General features: G+C 71.9%; 20 protein-coding genes. 13 read left to right on the plus strand and 7 right to left on the minus strand.

Going from position 1 to position 19,605, the window contains the following annotated elements:
• Positions 1-28: 28 nt before the first annotated feature.
• From QUG98_RS15235 to QUG98_RS15265, 7 genes are all read left to right on the plus strand, one after another.
• Positions 29-955 carry an FKBP-type peptidyl-prolyl cis-trans isomerase gene (locus QUG98_RS15235; protein WP_289471355.1) on the plus strand — a complete coding sequence of 309 codons (927 nt, stop codon included), beginning with the start codon at positions 29-31 and terminating at the stop codon, positions 953-955.
• Between the two features lie 72 nt (positions 956-1,027).
• Entirely contained in the window at positions 1,028-2,197 is a 1,170-nt protein-coding gene (locus QUG98_RS15240) for a helix-turn-helix transcriptional regulator (RefSeq protein WP_289471356.1), read from the plus strand.
• A complete protein-coding gene (locus tag QUG98_RS15245) occupies positions 2,190-3,161 on the plus strand; it encodes a helix-turn-helix transcriptional regulator (RefSeq protein ID WP_289471357.1) in 972 nt (323 codons plus the stop codon). The genes QUG98_RS15240 and QUG98_RS15245 overlap by 8 nt, the downstream gene beginning before the upstream one ends.
• 239 nt (positions 3,162-3,400) lie before the next feature.
• Positions 3,401-4,153: a twin-arginine translocase subunit TatC gene (gene tatC, locus QUG98_RS15250; protein WP_289471375.1), complete on the plus strand. Its 753-nt coding sequence runs from the start codon at positions 3,401-3,403 to the stop codon at positions 4,151-4,153.
• The gene (locus QUG98_RS15255) at positions 4,153-6,594 is read left to right on the plus strand and encodes a DEAD/DEAH box helicase (protein ID WP_289471358.1); all 2,442 of its coding nucleotides are present in this window, start codon (positions 4,153-4,155) and stop codon (positions 6,592-6,594) included. Before tatC ends, QUG98_RS15255 begins: the two co-directional genes overlap by 1 nt.
• A gap of 11 nt (positions 6,595-6,605) precedes the next feature.
• Entirely contained in the window at positions 6,606-8,282 is a 1,677-nt protein-coding gene (gene lnt, locus QUG98_RS15260) for an apolipoprotein N-acyltransferase (protein WP_289471359.1), read from the plus strand.
• 104 nt (positions 8,283-8,386) lie between these two features.
• Positions 8,387-8,737, plus strand: coding sequence for an RNA polymerase-binding protein RbpA (locus tag QUG98_RS15265; protein ID WP_058727838.1), 351 nt, complete (start codon positions 8,387-8,389; stop codon positions 8,735-8,737).
• A gap of 83 nt (positions 8,738-8,820) precedes the next feature.
• Here QUG98_RS15265 and QUG98_RS15270 read toward each other — a convergent pair whose 3' ends face one another.
• Positions 8,821-9,978, minus strand: coding sequence for an SPFH domain-containing protein (locus QUG98_RS15270; protein ID WP_289471360.1), 1,158 nt, complete (start codon positions 9,976-9,978; stop codon positions 8,821-8,823).
• Positions 9,975-10,445: an NfeD family protein gene (locus QUG98_RS15275; protein ID WP_289471361.1), complete on the minus strand. Its 471-nt coding sequence runs from the start codon at positions 10,443-10,445 to the stop codon at positions 9,975-9,977. The genes QUG98_RS15270 and QUG98_RS15275 overlap by 4 nt, the downstream gene beginning before the upstream one ends.
• A 189-nt stretch (positions 10,446-10,634) precedes the next feature.
• Between QUG98_RS15275 and QUG98_RS15280 the strand changes: the two genes are divergently transcribed.
• The 4 genes from QUG98_RS15280 (at position 10,635) to QUG98_RS15295 (ending at position 12,601) form a co-directional block, all read left to right on the plus strand.
• The gene (locus QUG98_RS15280) at positions 10,635-11,396 is read left to right on the plus strand and encodes an SDR family oxidoreductase (protein WP_289471362.1); all 762 of its coding nucleotides are present in this window, start codon (positions 10,635-10,637) and stop codon (positions 11,394-11,396) included.
• Between the two features lie 33 nt (positions 11,397-11,429).
• Complete coding sequence (locus QUG98_RS15285; RefSeq protein ID WP_289471363.1) at positions 11,430-11,885, plus strand: NUDIX hydrolase; 456 nt, start codon at positions 11,430-11,432, stop codon at positions 11,883-11,885.
• Between the two features lie 117 nt (positions 11,886-12,002).
• A complete protein-coding gene (locus QUG98_RS15290) occupies positions 12,003-12,314 on the plus strand; it encodes a DUF4190 domain-containing protein (protein ID WP_126890071.1) in 312 nt (103 codons plus the stop codon).
• 122 nt (positions 12,315-12,436) lie between these two features.
• Entirely contained in the window at positions 12,437-12,601 is a 165-nt protein-coding gene (locus QUG98_RS15295) for a hypothetical protein (protein ID WP_289471364.1), read from the plus strand.
• A 264-nt stretch (positions 12,602-12,865) separates the two neighbouring features.
• On the opposite strand, the gene QUG98_RS15300 is transcribed toward QUG98_RS15295, so the two are convergent.
• From QUG98_RS15300 to dhaK, 5 genes are all read right to left on the minus strand, one after another.
• Positions 12,866-13,240 (minus strand): cupin domain-containing protein, encoded by a 375-nt coding sequence (locus QUG98_RS15300; RefSeq protein WP_289471365.1) that lies wholly within the window; start codon positions 13,238-13,240, stop codon positions 12,866-12,868.
• Between the two features lie 70 nt (positions 13,241-13,310).
• A complete protein-coding gene (locus tag QUG98_RS15305) occupies positions 13,311-14,342 on the minus strand; it encodes an alcohol dehydrogenase catalytic domain-containing protein (protein WP_289471366.1) in 1,032 nt (343 codons plus the stop codon).
• Positions 14,343-14,562: 220 nt separating this feature from the next.
• A complete protein-coding gene (gene dhaM / locus QUG98_RS15310) occupies positions 14,563-15,282 on the minus strand; it encodes a dihydroxyacetone kinase phosphoryl donor subunit DhaM (protein WP_289471367.1) in 720 nt (239 codons plus the stop codon).
• The gene (gene dhaL / locus QUG98_RS15315) at positions 15,279-15,905 is read right to left on the minus strand and encodes a dihydroxyacetone kinase subunit DhaL (RefSeq protein ID WP_058727848.1); all 627 of its coding nucleotides are present in this window, start codon (positions 15,903-15,905) and stop codon (positions 15,279-15,281) included. The genes dhaM and dhaL overlap by 4 nt, the downstream gene beginning before the upstream one ends.
• A gap of 31 nt (positions 15,906-15,936) precedes the next feature.
• Positions 15,937-16,938, minus strand: coding sequence for a dihydroxyacetone kinase subunit DhaK (dhaK, locus tag QUG98_RS15320; RefSeq protein ID WP_289471368.1), 1,002 nt, complete (start codon positions 16,936-16,938; stop codon positions 15,937-15,939).
• Between the two features lie 311 nt (positions 16,939-17,249).
• Between dhaK and QUG98_RS15325 the strand changes: the two genes are divergently transcribed.
• Positions 17,250-17,975, plus strand: a complete 726-nt coding sequence (locus QUG98_RS15325) for an MIP/aquaporin family protein (protein WP_289471369.1) — start codon at positions 17,250-17,252, stop codon at positions 17,973-17,975.
• A gap of 53 nt (positions 17,976-18,028) precedes the next feature.
• The gene (gene glpK, locus QUG98_RS15330) at positions 18,029-19,540 is read left to right on the plus strand and encodes a glycerol kinase GlpK (RefSeq protein ID WP_289471370.1); all 1,512 of its coding nucleotides are present in this window, start codon (positions 18,029-18,031) and stop codon (positions 19,538-19,540) included.
• Positions 19,541-19,605 lie beyond the last annotated feature (65 nt).

Genomic DNA, 19,605 nt, shown 5'->3' on the forward strand with positions numbered 1-19,605 from the left:
CGTCCAGCACCGAACGGAAAGAGGGTCCGTGCGCACCATCCCCGCACTCCTGGTCACCATCGGCCTCGCCGCCTCCCTGACGGGGTGCGCCGCCAGCGGGGCCGGCACGGCGCCGTCCGCGTGCCCCGAGCCCGGTGCCGCCTCGGCAGCGGTGACGGCGACGGGTGCGTTCGGCAAGGAACCGAAGGTGTCGGTGCCGTCCGGGCTGACCACGAAGGGCACCCAGGTCTCGGTCCTGCGGTCCGGCGACGGGCGCCAGGTCGAGGAGGGCACGCCGGTCCTCGTCGAGTACACGCTCGTCGACGGCGCCACCGGCCAGGTCGCGCAGACCAGCGGCTACTCCGGCCAGACGGCACCGATCACCGCCGGCGCCGCCAACTACGGCCCGCTCGGCACCGCGCTCGAGTGCGCCCACGTCGGCGACCGGCTCGCCGTGGCAGTGCCGAAGAGCGAGCTGAGCGGGAGCGCCACCAGCGCGTCCGGCACCTCGGGGAAGACCGAGGACGCCGTCGTCGCGGTGATGGACGTCAAGCAGGCCTTCGACGCCCGCGCCACCGGGACGCCGCAGCTCGCCGGGGACGGCATGCCCGCGGTCGTCCTGGCGCCGTCCGGAGCGCCCGGGATCACCATCCCGTCGTGGAGCGCGCCGAAGGAGGACGCGATCCACCTGCTCCGCAAGGGGTCGGGCGCGAAGCTCACCGCGAAGGACAGCGCGGTCATCAAGTACACGGCCGTCTCGTGGGCCGGCAGCAACGGCGACTCGTCGGTCGTCGCGTCCAACTGGACCGACGGCTCGGGTGCGCAGGCGGTCCCGCTGGCCGAGGGGCAGGTGATCGACGGCGTGCGGAACGCGATCCTCGGCCACCGCGTCGGCGACCAGGTCCTGGCGATCGTGCACCAGCAGTCCGGCACCACCGCGTACGTCATCGACGTGCTCGGGAAGATGCCCGCCTGAGCCCCGACCACCCCTCCACCGACCGCGCGCGGGTGCACTCCGGGGCACCCGCGCTGCCGTAGGATCGGGCTCGTGCCAGCCACCCGAGCCCCCCGCGTCCCCGCCGAGGAGCGGCTCTTCAGCCTCGTGCTCGCGCTGCTCTCGACCGAGGCCGGGCTGACGAAGGCCGAGATCCTGGCGAACGTGCAGGGTTACCGCCAGCGGTTCACGCCCGGCGGGGACAACGCCTCGCTCGAGCGCCAGTTCGAGCGCGACAAGGACGACGTCCGCGACCTCGGCATCCCGCTCGAGACCATCGAGACGCCGGGCGCCGCCGGCAACAACCAGACGCTGCGCTACCGGATCCCGAAGGGCGAGTACGACCTGCCGCTCGACGTGCGCTTCACGCCGGACGAGTCCGCGCTGCTGTCCCTCGCGGCGATGGCGTGGCGCGAGGGGGCACTGTCCACCGACTCCCGTCGCGCGCTGCTCAAGGTGCGCTCCGCGGGGTCGGACGACGACGGATCGACCACCGCGCAGGGCGTCGCCGGCATGGGCGCCTACGCGCCGCGGCTCCGCGCCCGGGACGCCGCGTTCGAGCCGCTGCGTTCCGCCCTCGACCGAGGGGCTGCGGTCCGGTTCGACTACATCACGCCGGGGGAGCACGCGCCGCGCCGCCGAGACCTCGCGCCCCTCGCACTCGTGCAGCACGGCGGCCGCTGGATGCTCGCGGCGCACGAGTTCTCGACCGGCGGGACGAAGAACTACCTGCTGTCCCGGATCGTCGGGCCGGTCAGCGTGCACCAGGTCGGGCAGCACCCCGCGCCCGCCGGGGCCGCCGAGACGGCCCTCGCCGAGCTGGACCGCGTGTGGGCCGAGCGCACCGCACGGATCGCGGTCGTGCCGGGCTCCGACGCCGAGCGTCGGCTCCGTCGTCGTCGCGGCACCGAGGTCGACGACGACGGTGTGCTCGTCGTGCACCACGTCGACCCGCAGATCCTCGCCGAGGAACTCGCGGCCTTCGGTCCCGAGGTCCGGGTGCTCGACCCTGCCGCGCTCCGTGAGCGGGTCGTCGCCCGACTGCGCGCCCTCGTCGCCGACCACACGGACGACGACCAGACCGCTCACGCCGACGACACGGTCGACCACCAGACCGCTCAGGCCGACCACACGGGCGACGACCAGACCGCTCACGCCGACCACACGGGCGACGACCAGACCGCCGGCGCCGACCACGCTGACGCCGGAGGTGCCCGTGGCTGACCAGCAACCCCTGCAGGCCCAGGACAAGCTCGCGTTCCTGCTCGTCCTCGTGCCGTACCTCATCGACCACGAGCGCGTCTCGGTGGCCGAGGCCGCTCGGCACTTCGGCGTCCCCGAGCAGCGCATCCGCCGGGCCGTCGAGCTCATCGCGGTGTCGGGGGTGCCCGGCGAGACGATGCAGTACCAGCACGGCGACCTGTTCGACATCGCCTGGGACGACTTCGAGCAGAACGACATGATCGTGCTGACGAACCTCGTCGCCATCGACGACTCGCCCCGGCTCTCCGCACGCGAGGCCTCGGCGCTGATCGCCGGACTGCAGTACCTGTCCGCCCTTCCCGAGGCCGCGGACCGTGACGCCATCCGGGCACTCATGGCGAAGCTCTCCCGCGGCGCCGGGGGAGCGGCGTCGAACGTCGCGGTCGGCCAGGACCTGCACGACGCCGCGCTCTCGACCATCCGCCGCGCCGTCGCCGACGGTCGCGGGCTCGCCTTCGAGTACGCCGGCCCGCGGACCCGCGGCGGCACCCGTCGCGTGGACCCGCTGCGCGTCGAGTCGATCGACGCCGACTGGTACCTGCGGGCCTGGGACCTCGACCGGCAGGCGTTGCGGACCTTCCGGCTCGACCGGATGACGAACGCGCGCGTCGACGACCGCCCGGCCCAGAAGACGATCGGCGACGTCGTGATCCCGGACACGCTCTTCCAGCAGTCCGGCGGCGACGTGATCGTCACCGTCGAGCTCGACTGCTCGGCGCTGCCGCTCGTCGCCGACTACCTGGCGGACACCGCCGACGCCGAGGACGCCGACGGCCGCGTCCGCATCCGGCTCGCCGCGTCGAACGGCTTCGACGGCGTCGTCCGCCTGGTGGCCGGCCTGCCGGGTCGCGCGGTCGTCCTCGACCCGCCGGCGGCACGTGCCGCCGTGCGCGCGTTCGCCGAGGCGGCCCTGGCGGCCGAGTAGCGCCGCGTCCCCGGACGCGCCACCGCCGCGACCGCGACCGCCCTCCCTCGGGCGACCGCCGCCGGACGGGAGGCCCGCAGCGGGCCCGCCCCGTGCCTCCGTCCGGCGCTCCTCCTGTGGGTCCGCCGCCGACGGCCCGACTGTCGGTCCCGGTCCCGTAGGATCGGGCCATGGCTTCGACGACCGCGAGCGGGCGAGCGGGGCGACCAGGCCGTCCGAAGAAGGACACCGAGGGTCGCATGTCGCTCGGGCAGCACCTGATCGAGCTGCGGAACCGTCTCTTCAAGGCCGTCCTCGCGGTCGCGGTGTGCGCGATCGGCGGGTGGTTCCTCACCCCGTTCGTCCTCGACGCCCTGCGGCAGCCGGTCACCCAGCTGGCCGAGGTCGGCGGCCACACCGCCGAGCTGAACTTCCCCCAGATCACCGGGGCGTTCGACCTGCGGCTGCAGATCGCGATCACGATCGGCGTGGTCATCTCGAGCCCGGTCTGGCTGTACCAGGTGTGGGCGTTCATCGTCCCGGCGCTGGTGCGGCGCGAGAAGCAGTACGTGTTCGGGTTCCTGGGCACCGCGATCCCGCTGTTCTTCGCCGGATGCTGGTTCGGCTGGTACGTCCTGCCGCACATCGTGGGGATCCTCGGCAGCTTCGTGTCGTCGCAGGACACGTCCATCGTCGACGCGAAGGCGTACTACGACTTCGTCATCAAGCTCATCGTGGCCGTCGGCATCGCGTTCGTGCTGCCGGTGTTCCTCGTGCTGCTGAACTTTGTCGGCGTGCTGTCGGCGAGCTCGATCATCAGGGCGTGGCGCGTGGCGATCCTCTGCATCCTGGTGTTCTGCGCCATCGTCACTCCGTCGGCCGACGTCATCTCGATGTTCCTGCTGGCGGTGCCGATGACGGTGCTCTACGCCGCCGCCTGCCTGGTGACGTGGTTGCACGACCGCCGGGCGGCGAAGCGCCAGGCGAAGCTGGACGAGGAGTACGCACGCTGATGACCCCCGGACCCAGTGCTGCCGAGCGCTACCAGGCGGCGAAGGTCCGGAACCGCTCGCGCAACCTCGAGCTGTTCCGTGCCGACCTGCGCTTCGACCTCGACCCGTTCCAGGTCGCCGGCTGCGACGCCCTCGACCAGGGGCGGAGCGTCCTGGTGGCCGCCCCGACGGGCGCCGGCAAGACGATCGTCGCGGAGTTCGCGATCTGGCTCGCGATGCGCCAGCCCACGGCCAAGGTGTTCTACACGACGCCGATGAAGGCGCTGAGCAACCAGAAGTACAACGAGCTCGTGGCCGACTACGGCGAGTCCGAGGTCGGGCTGCTCACCGGGGACACGAACGTCAACCCGCGGGCCCGCGTCGTCGTGATGACGACCGAGGTGCTCCGCAACATGATCTACGCGGACTCCGACCTGCTCGACGACCTCGCCTGGGTCGTCCTCGACGAGGTCCACTACCTGGCCGACCGGTTCCGCGGCGCCGTGTGGGAAGAGGTCATCCTGCACCTGCCGACCGAGGTCCGGCTCGTCTCGCTGAGCGCGACGGTGTCGAACGCCGAGGAGTTCGGCGACTGGCTGCAGACCGTCCGCGGCGACACCGACGTCATCGTGTCCGAGGACCGTCCGGTCCCGCTCGAGCAGCACGTGCTCGTGGGTTCGAAGATGGTCGACCTGTTCGACTCGAGCGGTGCGGCGGCGACGAACCGGGTGAACCCGGAGCTGCTCCGGCTGGTCGGCGGTGCCTCGCGCAGCGAACGGCACGGCGGTGGGCACCGGGGTCGGCGCGGTCGCGGCGGGTACCCGGAGCGCCGGGGTCCCCGGACCGAGAAGATGTACCGCGAGCAGATCGCGAAGGTCCTCGACGAGCGCATGCTCCTGCCGGCGATCTTCTTCGTGTTCAGCCGCAACGGCTGCGACCAGGGGGTCCGCCAGGTCCTCCGCTCGGGCATCTCGCTGACGACGGCGGACGAGCGCAACGAGATCCGCGAGACCGCCGAGTACCACTGCCGGACCCTGCTCGACGAGGACCTCGCCGTGCTCGGGTACTGGGAGTGGCTCGAGGGCCTCGAGCGCGGTGTCGCCGCACACCACGCCGGGCTCCTGCCCGCCTTCAAGGAGGTCGTCGAGGACCTCTTCCAGCGCAAGCTCCTCAAGGTCGTCTTCGCGACGGAGACCCTGGCCCTCGGCGTGAACATGCCGGCCCGCACCGTCGTGCTCGAGAAGCTCGAGAAGTTCAACGGCGAGGCCCGCGTGCCGATCACGCCGGGGGAGTACACGCAGCTCACCGGTCGTGCCGGTCGTCGCGGGATCGACGTCGAGGGGCACTCGGTCATCCAGTGGTCGGACGGCCTCGACCCGCAGGCCGTCGCATCGCTGGCGAGCCGCCGTACGTACCCGCTCAACTCGTCGTTCAAGCCGACGTACAACATGGCCGTGAACCTGATCGAGCAGTTCGGGCGGCAGCGCACGCGCGAGGTCCTCGAGACCTCGTTCGCGCAGTTCCAGGCCGACCGGTCCGTCGTCGACCTCGCGCGCAAGGTGCGGTCGCAGCAGGAGTCCCTGGACGGGTACCAGCGCGCGATGGCGTGCCACCTCGGTGACTTCACCGAGTACGCCGCCCTCCGCCGTCGCCTGTCCGACCTCGAGCGCACGAACGTCCCCGGCGGGCGCGAGGCCTCGCACGGTGCCCGCCAGGAACGTCAGGCGGCGATCACCGACGTCCGTCGCCAGATGCAGCGGCACCCCTGCAACGCGTGCCCGGACCGGGAGGCGCACGCCCGGTGGGCCGAGCGCTGGTACAAGCTCAAGCGCGCCAACGACAAGCTCGTGCAGCAGATCCGCTCCCGGACGGGTGCGGTCGCGACGACCTTCGACCGGGTCACGAACGTGCTCCTGCAGCTCGGCTACCTCGTGGCGTCGGGCGACGACGAGGCCACGGTCGCCGCGGGCGGTCGTCGCCTGCAGCGCATCTACGGGGAGCGCGACCTGCTCGTCGCCGAGTGCCTCGAGGCGGGCGTGTGGAAGGAACTCACCCCGGCGCAGCTCGCCGCCATGGCCGCGACGATCGTCTACCAGCCGCGCCGCGAGGACGCCCCCGGCACCGAGCACGCCCTGCCCCGCGGCGCGTTCCGGCCGGCGCTCGACGAGACGCTGACCATCTGGGCCCGACTCGACGACATCGAGCGGGACGCCCGGCTCGCCGGGTCCCAGCCGCCGACCCCGGCCATGTCCGTCGGCATGTTCCGGTGGGCGTCCGGTTCCGCGCTCGACGACGTGCTCCGGACCCTCGACATGCCCGCGGGCGACTTCGTGCGTTGGTCGAAGCAGGTGATCGACCTGCTCGACCAGGTCCGCAACGCCGGTGACGACGAGCTCGCCCAGACCGCACGGCGGGCGACGGACGCGGTGCGCCGCGGCATCGTCGCCTACGCGACGGTCTGACGGGAGGCCCGGTGCAGGTCCCCGACACCGCGACACGTCCGCAGCCCAGCGGCTCCACCCCGCGTGGCCGCGCCGTCCGCGGGCCGTCCCGTCCGAGCACGGCGGCACCGCACGGGCGCGGCGTCCTGCCGGACGGACGACGCGACGAGTTCGCCGCGCTGCCGCTGCGGCTGGCGTTCCCGCTCGCCGTCGTCGGCGGTCTGCTGTTCGCCCTGTCGTTCCCCGAGCCGGGCTGGTGGTTCCTCGCCTACCCGGCGATGGCCTGCATGCTCCTCGCCGCCATGGGGCAGCGCGCCCGACGAGCCGCCTGGCTCGGGTACGTGGCCGGTGCCGCGTTCTGGCTGCCCGCGATCTCGTGGGCTGGGCGCTACCTCGGGCCGGTCCCGTGGCTGGCGCTCGCGCTGTTCGAAGCCGCGTACTTCGCCCTCGGCAGCGTGGCGATCGCCCTCGCCTACCGGTGGGTCGCGCGCGTCCTGCCGTCGACCGCCTGGCGGGTGTGGGGCCTCCCGGCCGTCGTCGCCGGTCTGTGGACCGGACGCGAGTGGTTCTCCGGGAGCTGGCCGTACGAGGGCTTCGCCTGGGGCCGCGTCGGGCTGTCGCAGTCCCAGGGACCGTTCACGCACCTCGCCGCGTACGTGGGCGTGCTCGGGGTGACCTTCGTCGTCGTCTACTGCGTCGCCGTCGTGCTCTCGCTCGCGCTCGTCGTGCCGCGCGCGCCCGGCGCCGTCCTCAGCGCACCGGTCCGCATCGCGGCCGCCGGGCTGCTCGTCGCCGTGGTCCTGGCGGTGCCCGCGTGGCCGACCCGGGTCGACGGCAGCATCCGCGTCGAGGCGGTGCAGGGCAACGGACCGGCCGGGTACTTCGACCGCGCACAGCCCGGCGAGGTCCTGGCCGCGCAGGTCGCCGCGACCGACGTCGAGGCGCGCGGTGTCGACCTGGTCGTCTGGCCCGAGGCCGCAGCCGAGGCCGACCCGCGGCGCTTCCCGGCCGTCGCGGACGCGCTCGACTCGGTCGTGGACACCGTCCGGGCCCCGCTCGTCGCCGGTGCGATCACGCAGACGTCGTCCGGGGTCCTGCACAACACGTCGTTCGTGTGGACCGTCGACGGCTGGCAGTCGTCCTACGACAAGAAGCGCCCGGTGCCCTTCGGCGAGTACGTCCCCGATCGCTGGTTCTTCTCGAAGCTCGCGCCGTCCCTCATCGGCCTCCTGCAGCGCGACTACACGCCGGGCACGAAGCCGAACGTGCTCGACGTGGCGGGCATCAGGGCCGGCATCGCGGTCTGCTTCGACATCGTCGACGACGGTCTGACGTCGGACATGGCACGCGGGGGAGCGCAGGTCATCCTCGCGCAGACGAACAACGCCGACTTCTCCGGCACCGACGAGAACCTGCAGCAGCTCGAGATCGCCCGGCTCCGCGCGGTCGAGACGGGTCGGTCGCTCGTCAACGTCTCGACGGTCGGTGCCTCGCAGGTGATCGACCCGAGCGGCCGGACGATCGACCGCATCCCGGAGTACACGGCGACGTCGATGATCACCGACGTGCCGCTCGGGACCGGCACCACACCGGCGACGGTCGCGTCCGGGTCCGTCACCCTCGTGGTGTCGCTCGGGGCCTTCCTGGTGCTGCTCGCGAGTGCACCGTGGGGACGCCGTCGCGCTCGTCCTCGTCGCCGCGCCGCCTGAACACCGCCACCGCCCACTGGGAACGCTCTGTGAATGCGCCCCATCGGGATGCAACCCGCGTGGGACAGTGTTGAGGAGGGCAGACGAGCGAGAGGAGCACACACATGGCTGATCGGAGTCTCCGCGGGATGCGGCTCGGGAGCCAGAGTCTCCAGAGCGAGGAGGGCGTCGAGCTCTCCGACCGGAAGCGCGCGGTCTACCAGACCGAGTCGGGGGAGACGTTCGACGTCGTCTTCTCCGCCGAGGCCGACGTACCGCAGACGTGGTCGGAACCCCGGACGGGGCGCGAAGGACGACTGCTCGGCGACGACGGGATCCCCGTCGAGGTCGCTGCCGAGGACGTCAAGGCGCCCAGGACGCACTGGGACATGCTGCTCGAGCGACGCTCACGTGAGGAGCTCGAGGAGCTGCTCGAGGAGCGCCTGGCGTTCCTGCGCGCGCGACGCGGCGCCTGAGCCGCAGCACCCGCCTCACGACGACGCCCGCCCCGGGTCCCCGGGGCGGGCGTCGTCGTGTCCGGGCCTGCGGGCCCGTGGTCCTACTGCTGGTGCCGGTCGTCCCCGAGCGCCGTCTCCGACGCCTCGTCCGCCGCCGCGAGGTGCGCGTCGACACTGCGGTTCGACTCCGCGAGCCGCTCGTCGAGCGCCGCGTCCGGGACGATGTCCGCTGCGGTGGCGTCCGGTCGGGGGTTCGCCGCTGCCGCGCCGTCCGCCGTCGCGGTGTTCGCCAGGCTCTCGTTCGCGAGCTTCGAGATGCGCGACAGGAAGTCCGTACCGCCACCGGCGCCGGCGACCGGGCCGCTGCCGGTGCGGCCGGCGGTGAACCCCTTCGCGATGCCGGACAATGCCTCGGTGAACTCGCTCGGGATCATCCAGAGCTTGTTCGCGGTGCCCTCGGCGATCTTCGGCAGGGTCTGCAGGTACTGGTAGGACAGCAGCTTGTCGTCCGGGTCGCCGGTGTGGATGGCGTCGAAGACGGTCGCGATCGCCTGGGCCTCACCCTCGGCGCGGAGCACCTGGGCCTTGGCGTCACCCTCGGCGGCGAGGATCGCGGCCTGCCGCTGCCCCTCGGCCTCGAGGATCTGCGACTGCTTCGTGCCCTCGGCCTGCAGGATGGCGGCACGACGGTTCCGCTCGGCGCGGAGCTGCTGCTCCATGGCGTCCTGGATCGACACGGGCGGCTCGATCGCCTTGAGCTCGACGCGTCCGACGCGGATGCCCCACTTGCCGGTGGCCTCGTCGAGCACCACGCGCAGTTGGCCGTTGATGTTGTCGCGGCTCGTCAGGGCCTCTTCGAGGTTCAGGCCACCGACGACGTTGCGGAGCGTGGTCGTGGTGAGCTGCTCGACGGCGCCGAGGTAGTTCGCGATCTCGTAGGTCGCGGCACGGGCGTCGGTCACCTGGAAGTAGACGACGGTGTCGATCGAGACGACGAGGTTGTCCTCGGTGATCACCGGCTGCGGCGGGAACGACACGACCTGCTCGCGCATGTCGATCAGCGGGCGGAGCCGGTCGATGAACGGCACGAGGATGTTGAGGCCCGGGCTGAGCGTCTTGTGGTACTTGCCGAGTCGTTCGACGATCCCGGCCGTCGCCTGCGGCACGATCCGGATCGCGCGGGACAGGACGACGATCACGAAGATCACGACGACGAGGACGAGGACGATCAGTGCGATCGTCCCGGCTGAGATGGTCACGAGGTGGCCCTTTCTCCGAGGCGGACGACCGCGGTCGACCCCTCGATCGACTCGACGACCACGGGGGTGCCGAGCGGCGGTGTGCGGTCGGGGGAGTCGGCGGCGAGCCGGGCGCTCCAGGTCTCGCCGTTCGCGAGACGGACCTGCCCGGGGGACGACGACGTGAAGGCCACGGCCACGGTGCCGCGCAGGCCGATCAGCCCCTCGATGTTGGTGCGGTGCGGGTCGGCGTTCCGGCCGAGCGCCACGAGCAGGCGCGGGCGGACGAGCGAGAGCAGGACGAGCGCCACGGCGGCGGCGATGATCGCGGAGAGCCACCACGGGGCGCCGACCAGCGCGGCGATCAGCCCGCCCGCAGCCCCTGCGGCGAGCATCAGGAAGACGAAGTCGAGGGTGAAGATCTCGACCACTCCCAGCAGCAGCGTCAGTCCGATCCAGACGACGGTCTGGATCCAGTCGATGTTCACGCGATCTCCCTCCCTCGCACCGCGCGCTCCGGCGTGCAGCGTCGCGACGGCCGGTCCAACTCCGTTCAACATATCGTGTCTCGCCCACGTCCGCGCGAGACCGGCCCGGGCTCGTCGGGGTCGGGACGGGCGGTTGGTAGGCTCGTGCGCGGCCGAACCGGCCACAGCAGCGACCTGGAGAACACGACTGTGAGCAACCCCCTCGCCCCCGGATCCCTCGCCGACAAGCGCGCCCTCGTCACCGGGTCGTCGCGCGGCATCGGCGCCGACACCGTCGGCTACCTGGCGGAGGCCGGCGCGAAGGTCGTCGTGAACTACCGCAACAAGGCCCGGCGTGCCGAGCAGATCGTCGAGAAGGTCGTCGCCGCCGGTGGCTCCGCGATCGCCGTCGGAGCCGACCTCACCGACCACGACTCCGTCCAGGCGATGGTGGACCGCGTCGTCGCCGAGTGGGGCGGCATCGACCTGCTCGTGCTGAACGCATCGGGCGGCATGGAGGCCGACCTGGGGGAGGACTACGCACTCCGCCTGAACCGCGACGCGCAGGTCGACATGCTCCAGACGGCCGTGCCGCACATGCCGGCGGGGTCGCGCGTCGTCTTCGTGACCAGCCACCAGGCCCACTTCGTCGAGACCGCCCAGACGATGGACGAGTACGTCCCGGTGGCGAAGAGCAAGCGCGCCGGCGAACTCGCCCTGCGCGAGCTCATCCCGCAGCTCGAAGCCGCGGGCATCGAGTTCGTCACCGTCTCCGGCGACATGATCGAGGGCACCATCACGGCGACCCTGCTCAACCGCCTCAACCCGGGCGCGATCGAGGGTCGTCGCCAGGAGGTCGGCAAGCTGTACAGCGTGTCCGAGTTCGCCGCGGAGATCGCCCTCGCGGCCGTCGAGCCGATCCCGGCGGACCACACGAAGCTCGTCGGCGACACGAGCGGCTTCACCGCCTGACCACCTCCGCAGGACCCCGGTAGCCTCGGGCGCGTGACAGCGAAGCCCGGTCTGCGTCTGACGTCCCGCATCCTCCTGCTCGACCCCGACGGCCGCGTGTTCCTCATGGACACGCGGTCGCCGTCGTCCGACGGGTCCCACCGGTGGATCACCCCGGGCGGCGGCGTGGACCCGGGGGAGTCGCACCGCGACGCCGCCGTCCGCGAGCTCCGCGAGGAGACCGGCATCGTCGTCGACGACCCGGGGGACCCGGTGTGGTCGTGGGACTTCTCCGTGGAGTGGGACCTCGCCGACCACGACAGCGGCCACAGCGAGTTCTACGTCGTGCGGACGCCGGGGTTCGAGCTGTCCGACGCCGAGTGGACGGACGACGAGCGCGTCGACATCCTCGCGTCCCGTTGGTGGACGGCCGAGGAGCTCGAGGCGACCGACGAACCCTTCGAGCCGGCGGAGCTCCCACAGCTCGTCCGTCGCCACCGGGACGCATGACGCTGACGGCCGCCGCGGTGCACAGCTGATCCGAACGCACTTCGCAGGAAGCGCCTACCGTGTGCGCAGACGGCCGCGTGCAACCCGTGCCAGCGGCCCCTGACACGAGGAGATCCCATGTCCACGAACGGTTTCCCGCCGGCACCGAACACGCCCGGTGCGGCTCCCGCGACGAACGGCGGCAACGGTCTCGCCGTCGGCTCGCTGGTGCTCGGCATCGTCGCCGTCGTCTTCGGGTTCCTGTTCTCGATCATCGGTCTGATCGCCGGCATCGTGGGCCTGGTCCTGGGCTTCGTCGCGCGCCGCCGCGGCCTGAGCCGTGGGATGGTGCTCGCGGGCATCGTCCTGAGCGTCATCGGCATCGTCATCGCGATCATCTTCATGATCATCGGAGCGATGGCTGCCGTGTCGTACATGAACAACCAGTAGCAACGCCGGACGGGAGGCGCGTGGCGGACCCGCCACGCGCCTCCCGTCCGTCTGTCCGGTGGCCGACGACCGTCGTGCCGTCGTCCAGACCGTCCCAGGCCGGTCCGAGTAGCGTCCGCGCCATGACGTACAGCCAGCCGGACCCCGCAGAAGAGACCACCCAGGCCGAGGCGCCGGAGCAGCCGGACACGGACCGCTCCGAGGTCGAGGAGGACGGCCGCGAGGACGCGGCCCTCGAGATCGACGCCGACGACGTGCCGACCGGCGACGAGACGCCCGAGCACTGACGACCCGAGTCGCGACGCCTGGAGCCCTGACGGCTCACGCAGTCCGGCTCGCGACCACCGGGTCGCACGACGTGCCGCTCACGATCTTCGTGAGCGGCACGTCGTGCGACAGGGACGTCCGCACACGGCGCGTCGTGCGACCCGAACACCACGACGACAGCAGCTTCGGCTACTTGAGTCCGCTCACCGATCAGCGCCGATAATGCATATTATGTCAACTCGGCGGCACTGCAGGTGCCTCGCACGCCATTGCGGCTCCCCAGCTCACGGCGCCGGCCTCGGCGTGACCAGCGGACACCCGTCGACCTGCGCCGCGACGAACACGAGCACCAGTTCCTCGTCCGACACGTTCGTCGCCTCGTGGTCGACGAACGGCTCCTCGACGAGTACCTGGCCCGGCCCGACGTGCCGTACGGTCTCCGCGGTCCGGTGCCGGAGGCGTCCCCGGGCGACGATGCCGGTCTGCCAGGCGTCGTGCCGGTGCCACCCCGTCGAGCCACCCGGCGGGATCCGCGCCACGAACGACCGGACTGCACCGGGTCGCGCCGCCTGATCGACCCCCGGCGGCGCCACCAGTACGCAGTCGTCGATCAGTCCTGTCTCGGCGAGCTCGATGCCCGCCCCACTTCCCCACGTCATCGTCGCAGTATTCCAGATGCCACCACGGCTGTCCGCCGTTCTGCACAGTCAGCTGACGGGTGACGCGCGCTCAGAGCACCGCGACGACCATGCCCGACCCGCTCGCCGGTCGGTCCATCGCCTCGAGTGCCTCCGGCAGGTCCTCGAACCCGATGGTCCGTCCGATCGACTCGGCGGGACGGAGGCGTCCGGCGACCACGTCGTCGAGCATCGCGTCGTACTCCCCCACGGCGATCCCGTGGCTGCCGAGCAGTTCGAGCTCGTCCGCGATGACCCGGCCCATCGAGATCGCCGGGGTCGCCTCGTCGTCGAGCAGCAACCCGATCTGCACGTGCCGTCCGCGCGGTCGGAGTGAGGCCACCGCGGCGACCGAGGTCGCCCGGCTGCCGTAGGCGTCGACGGAGACGTGGGCGCCACCCCCGGTCAGTCGCTGCACGGTCGACGGAGCGTCCTCCTCCATCGCCACCGTCGTCGCTCCGAGCGCTGCCGCCCGCTCGAGCGCCGCCGCCGAGACGTCGACCGCGACGACCCGTGCACCTGCCGCGACCGCCACCAGCACGGTGGACAGTCCGACCCCGCCGCAGCCGTACACGACGACCCACTCCCCCTGGGCGACGCGGCCCCGGGCGTGCAACGCGTGGTACGCGGTCCCGAACCGGCACCCGAGTCCCGCTGCCTCGGCGAACCCGACCCCGTCGGGCAGGGCGACGAGGTTGACGTCGGCGTGCGGCACGACCACGGACTCGGCGTACGACCCCGGGAGCGTGAAGCCGGGCTGCTGCTGCCGGGTGCACACCTGGGTGGCGCCGTCGCGGCACTGCTCGCAGGTCCCGCAGGCGAACACGAACGGCGCGGTCACCCGGTCACCGACCCTGAACTCCGTGACGTCCGGTCCGACGGCCGCGACGGTCCCCGAGAACTCGTGACCCGGGACGTGCGGGAGCGACACCGAGTCGTCGTGGCCCTTCCACGCGTGCCAGTCGCTCCGGCAGACGCCGGTCGCCCGGACGGCGACGACGACGCCGTCGGCGGGTGCCTCCGGTGTCGGGACGTCGACGACGACGGGTGTGGATCCGAAGCGGTCGTACCGGACTGCGCGCATCCCGTCATCCTGGCAGAGCGACGGACGGGAGGCGCGTGGCGAGCCCGTCCCGCGCCTCCCGTCCGCCCTCCGGTCGCGTCAGTACACGATCCGCCCGGCCCGGTCGTGGAACTCCCCCGTCGGCCCGTCCGGCCGACCAGCGCGAGCGCCACCGTCGCATCCGTGCCCTCGGTCACCGTGTGGTGCCCGCCGTGCCTGTTGAAGTCCGTCGCCGTCCGCGTCACTCGCCGAAGCCGGAGCGGACCAGCGCGACGAGCGTGTCCACGGCGTCCTGCGCGTCCGGTCCGACCGCCTGGATCGTCACGGTCGCACCCTTCGGCCGGGCGAGCGCCATGATCGCGAGGAGGCTCTTGGCGTCGACGCCGTCCACGCGGACGCCCGACTCGTGCTTCGCCGCGGCCTTCACGAACTCGGCCGCCGGACGGGCGTGCAGCCCGCTCTCGTTGACCAGCTCGACGGTCGCGGTGACCGTCCCGTCGGCGGGACCGTCGTCGTCGACGCGGGTCGCGCCTCCCGGCTGGTCCCCGTCCGGGAGGGAGGCTCCCCCGTCGTCGTCGGCGGACCCTGCGGCCGTCGAGGCGGCGGCCAGGACCGCGTCGACGTCGCCACCGGACTGCGCGGCGACCGCCGCGGCGACCGTGCCCTCGACGAGCGGTGCCTGCGAGACGTGCACGCGCTCGCGATCGGCGTCGTCGAGGAAGTCGAGCGCGGTGTCGGTCGTCAGGTAGGCGGAACCGAGGTCGCAGAGCACGACGACGGCGTCGGCCGACGAGAGCTCGTGGATGCCGTCGGTGATCGCCTCGAACGACGTGCCGATGCCACCGTCGTCCGTCCCGCCGGCGGCGACGAGCGGGACGTCCGCAGCCATCTGGCGGGCGAGTTCGACGGTGCCGGTGGCGATCGCCGCGCTGTGCGAGACGACCAGGATGCCGACGGTCACGCGGCGTCCACCGCGGCGCGCAGGATGTACGCCGTCGACTGGGCGCCCGGGTCGCGGTGCCCGACCGCCCGGTCGCCGAGGTAGCTCGCGCGGCCCTTGCGGGCGACGAGCGGGTCGGTCGACTCGGCACCGGTCACGGCGGCGTCGGCGGCGGCCTCGAGCACGCGCTCGGGGCCCTCGCCCGCCGCTGCCGCGGTGGCGGCGGCGTCGACGGCGGCCGACCAGGCGTCGACCATGGTCTTGTCGCCGACCTCGGCCTTGCCGCGCGAGACGACGCCGTCGCGGGCCGCGGTGAGGACGGCGACCAGGGCGTCCGCATCGAGCTCGGTCGCGTCGCCGGCGGCCTGCGCGGCCTTCAGGTACGCGGTCCCGAAGAGCGGACCGGCGGCACCACCGACCGTCGAGATGAGCTTCGTCGCCACCGTCTTGAAGACCGCGCCGGGGGTGTCGAAGGACCCGGCGTCGACGGCCTCGACCACGGCGCGGAAGCCGCGGTCGAGGTTCTCGCCGTGGTCCCCGTCGCCGATCTCACGGTCGAGCGTGACCAGTTCGGCGCGGTGGTCGTCGATCGTCGCGGCGGTGCGGCGCACCCAGTCGATGGCCCATGCGGTGTCGAGCGCCAATTCGTGTTCCTTCCTGGATGGTGGACGGTGGTCAGCGGCCCCAGCGCAGTGCGGGGGTCTCCACCGGGGCGTCCCAGAGTGCAGTGAGCTCCTCGTCGAGCACCGTGACGGTGATCGAGAAGCCGGGCATCTCGAGGGACGTGACGTAGTCGCCGACCACGCTACGCGCGACGTGGTGGCCGCGGTCCGTGAGCACCTCGGCGGCGCGGCGGTACACGATGTAGAGCTCGGAGAGCGGCGTGCCGCCCATGCCGTTCACCAGGAGCAGCAGCTGCGAGCCGGCGGGTGCGTCGAGGTCGGCGAGCACCGGTTCGAGCACACGGTCGACGAGCTGGTCGGCGGGGGCCATCGCGATACGCTCGCGGCCCGGCTCGCCGTGGATGCCGATGCCGAGCTCGACCTCGTCGTCAGCGAGCGTGAAGGACGGCGCCCCCGCGTGCGGGACCGTCCCGGAGCCGAGCGCCAGGCCCATCGACCGGGTGACCTCGTTGACCCGACGGGCGACCGCCGCGACGGCGTCGAGGTCGTCGCCGCGCTCGGCTGCGGCACCGGCGCACTTCTCGACGACGACGGTGCCGGCGACGCCGCGACGTCCGGCCGTGTACAGGCTGTCCTGCACGGCGACGTCGTCGTCGACCACGACGGACTCGACGCGGATGTCCTCCATCGCGGCCAGTTCGGCGGCGGTCTCGAAGTTGAGGACGTCGCCGGTGTAGTTCTTCACGATGTGGAGCACGCCCGCTCCCCCGTCCACCGCCTTCGTCGCGGCGACGATCGGGTCGGGCGTCGGGCTCGTGAAGACCGGACCGGGGACGGCCGCGTCGAGCATGCCGTGTCCGACGAACCCGGCGTGCAGGGGCTCATGCCCGCTGCCGCCACCGCTGACGATGCCGACCTTGCCCCGCACCGGGGCGTCCGCGCGGTGCAGGTGGATCGGGTCCTCGACCAGCACGACCTGCCCCTCGTGCGCCCGGGCGAACCCACGGACGGTCTCCGTGACGACGTCGTGCGGATCGTTGATGAGCTTCTTCATGACGGACCTCCACGGGTGCGGGGCCGACCGCCGGCGGAGCCACACCGCCGTCGTCGACCGGAGTGCGTCCACCCTACAGCGGCCGCCCGTTCGGCTCCGTTGCACGTTCGTGCAGCACGAAGCCTGCACGGCCCGGCTGCGGGATGCTCGACCGCACACCCGGTGTGCACGTTCGTGCAGTTTCGCGGACTCGGCTCGTTCCGTGATCGCGTCGCAGCGATCGGCCTCACTATGCTCGGCCCCAATCACTCGACGGGGAGTGCCGGACGCAGCAGCCACCGGACCCCCACCACTCGCACTGGAGGTCACCGATGGACGGCATCGGCGTCAATTTCTTGTCAGAGCTCGTCGGTACGGCGTTGCTCATCATCCTCGGTGGCGGTGTCGTCGCCGCCGTCTCGCTGACGAAGTCCAAGGGCTTCGGCGCCGGCTTCCTCATGGTCACGATCGGCTGGGGCTTCGCGGTCTTCGCCGGTGTCCTCGTGTCCTACAAGTCCGGCGGCCAGCTGAACCCCGCCGTCAGCCTCGCGCAGATGCTGCTCGGCAACATCAGCTTCGGCACGATGCTCATCTACTGGGTCGCGCAGATGCTCGGCGCGTTCATCGGTGCCGTCATCGTCTGGCTCGCGTACAAGCAGCACTTCGACGAGGAGCCCGACGCCGCCGCCAAGCTCGGCGTGTTCTCGACCGGACCGGCGATCCGCAGCTACGGCTGGAACCTCGTCACCGAGGTCATCGGCACGTTCGTGCTCGTCTTCGTCATCCTCGGCATCACGAACGGCAAGGCCCCGGCCGAGCTCGGCGCCGTCCCCGTCGCCTTCCTGGTGATCGCGATCGGTGTCTCGCTCGGTGGCCCGACCGGCTACGCCATCAACCCCGCCCGTGACCTCGGCCCCCGCATCGCCCACGCGATCCTGCCGATCAAGGGCAAGGGCTCAAGCGACTGGTCCTACGCCTGGGTCCCGGTCGTCGGCCCGCTGATCGGTGCCGCGCTCGCCGCCGGTGCCTCGACCTTCCTGCTCCCCGTCGTCTCCTGACGACCGCAGACCGAACCCTCTCCACACACCGAACACACCCGTAAGGAGCACCAATGGCCGACTACATCGTCGCCATCGACCAGGGCACGACCTCGACGCGAGCCATCGTCTTCGACCACTCCGGTTCGATCATCTCGGTCGGGCAGAAGGAGCACGAGCAGATCTTCCCGCGTGCCGGGTGGGTCGAGCACGACCCGGCGGAGATCTGGGACAACACCCGCGAGGTCATCGGCCAGGCCCTTTCCCGCGCCGACATCACCCGCCACGACGTCGCGGCGGTCGGCATCACGAACCAGCGCGAGACCGCCGTGGTCTGGGACAAGAACACCGGCAAGGCCGTCTACAACGCGATCGTCTGGCAGGACACCCGGACCCAGGCGATCGTCGACAAGCTCGCCGACGGTGACACCGACCGCTACAAGGCGATCGTCGGTCTCCCCCTCGCCACCTACTTCGCCGGCACCAAGATCGCCTGGATCCTCGAGAACGTCGAGGGTGCGCGCGAGAAGGCCGAGGCGGGCGACCTGCTCTTCGGCACCACCGACACCTGGGTCCTCTGGAACCTGACCGGCGGCACCGACGGTGGCGTCCATAAGACCGACGTCACGAACGCGTCCCGCACGCTCTTCATGGACCTCGAGACGCTGCAGTGGCGCGACGACATCCTGTCCGACTTCGGGGTGCCGAAGTCGATGCTCCCCGAGATCGTCAGCTCCTCCGAGGTCTACGGCAACGTCGAGTCGTCCAGCCTGCTCCGCGAGGTCCCGATCGCCGGCATCCTCGGCGACCAGCAGGCCGCGACGTTCGGCCAGGCGGCGTTCGACCAGGGCGAGTCGAAGAACACCTACGGCACCGGCAACTTCCTCATCTTCAACACGGGCACCGAGATCGTCCGGTCGGAGAACGGGCTGCTCACCACCGTCGGGTACAAGCTCGGCGACCAGGAGACGCACTACGCGCTCGAGGGCTCCATCGCCGTCACGGGCTCGCTCATCCAGTGGCTCCGCGACAACCTCGGCATCATCGGCAGCGCGCCGGAGGTCGAGGCCCTCGCGAAGACCGTCGAGGACAACGGCGGCGTCTACTTCGTGCCGGCGTTCTCGGGGCTGTTCGCGCCGTACTGGCGTCCGGACGCCCGCGGCGCGCTCGTCGGCCTGACCCGCTACGTCAACAAGGGCCACATCGCCCGTGCTGCCCTCGAGGCGACGGCGCTGCAGACCCGCGAGGTCCTGGACGCCGTGAACGCCGACTCCGGCGTGGACCTGACCGAGCTCAAGGTCGACGGCGGCATGACCGCCAACGACGCGCTCATGCAGTTCCAGGCGGACATCCTGAACGTGCCGGTCGTCCGACCGGTCGTCGCGGAGACCACCGCCCTCGGTGCCGCCTACGCCGCCGGCCTGGCCGTCGGGTTCTGGGCGAACCTCGACGAGCTGCGCGCCAACTGGCAGGAGGACAAGCGCTGGGAGCCGCAGCTCGACGACGCCGAGCGCGACCGCCAGCTCCGCCTGTGGAAGAAGGCCGTCACGAAGACCTTCGACTGGGTCGACGAGGACGTGCGCTGACCCGCAGCTGCGGTGACCGCCTGGAGGCGCGGGGGGGGGGGCGCGGGGCCCCCCCCCCCCGCCCC

It is taken from the genome of Curtobacterium subtropicum (assembly GCF_030362975.1).
Taxonomy (GTDB): Bacteria; Actinomycetota; Actinomycetes; order Actinomycetales; family Microbacteriaceae; genus Curtobacterium; species Curtobacterium subtropicum.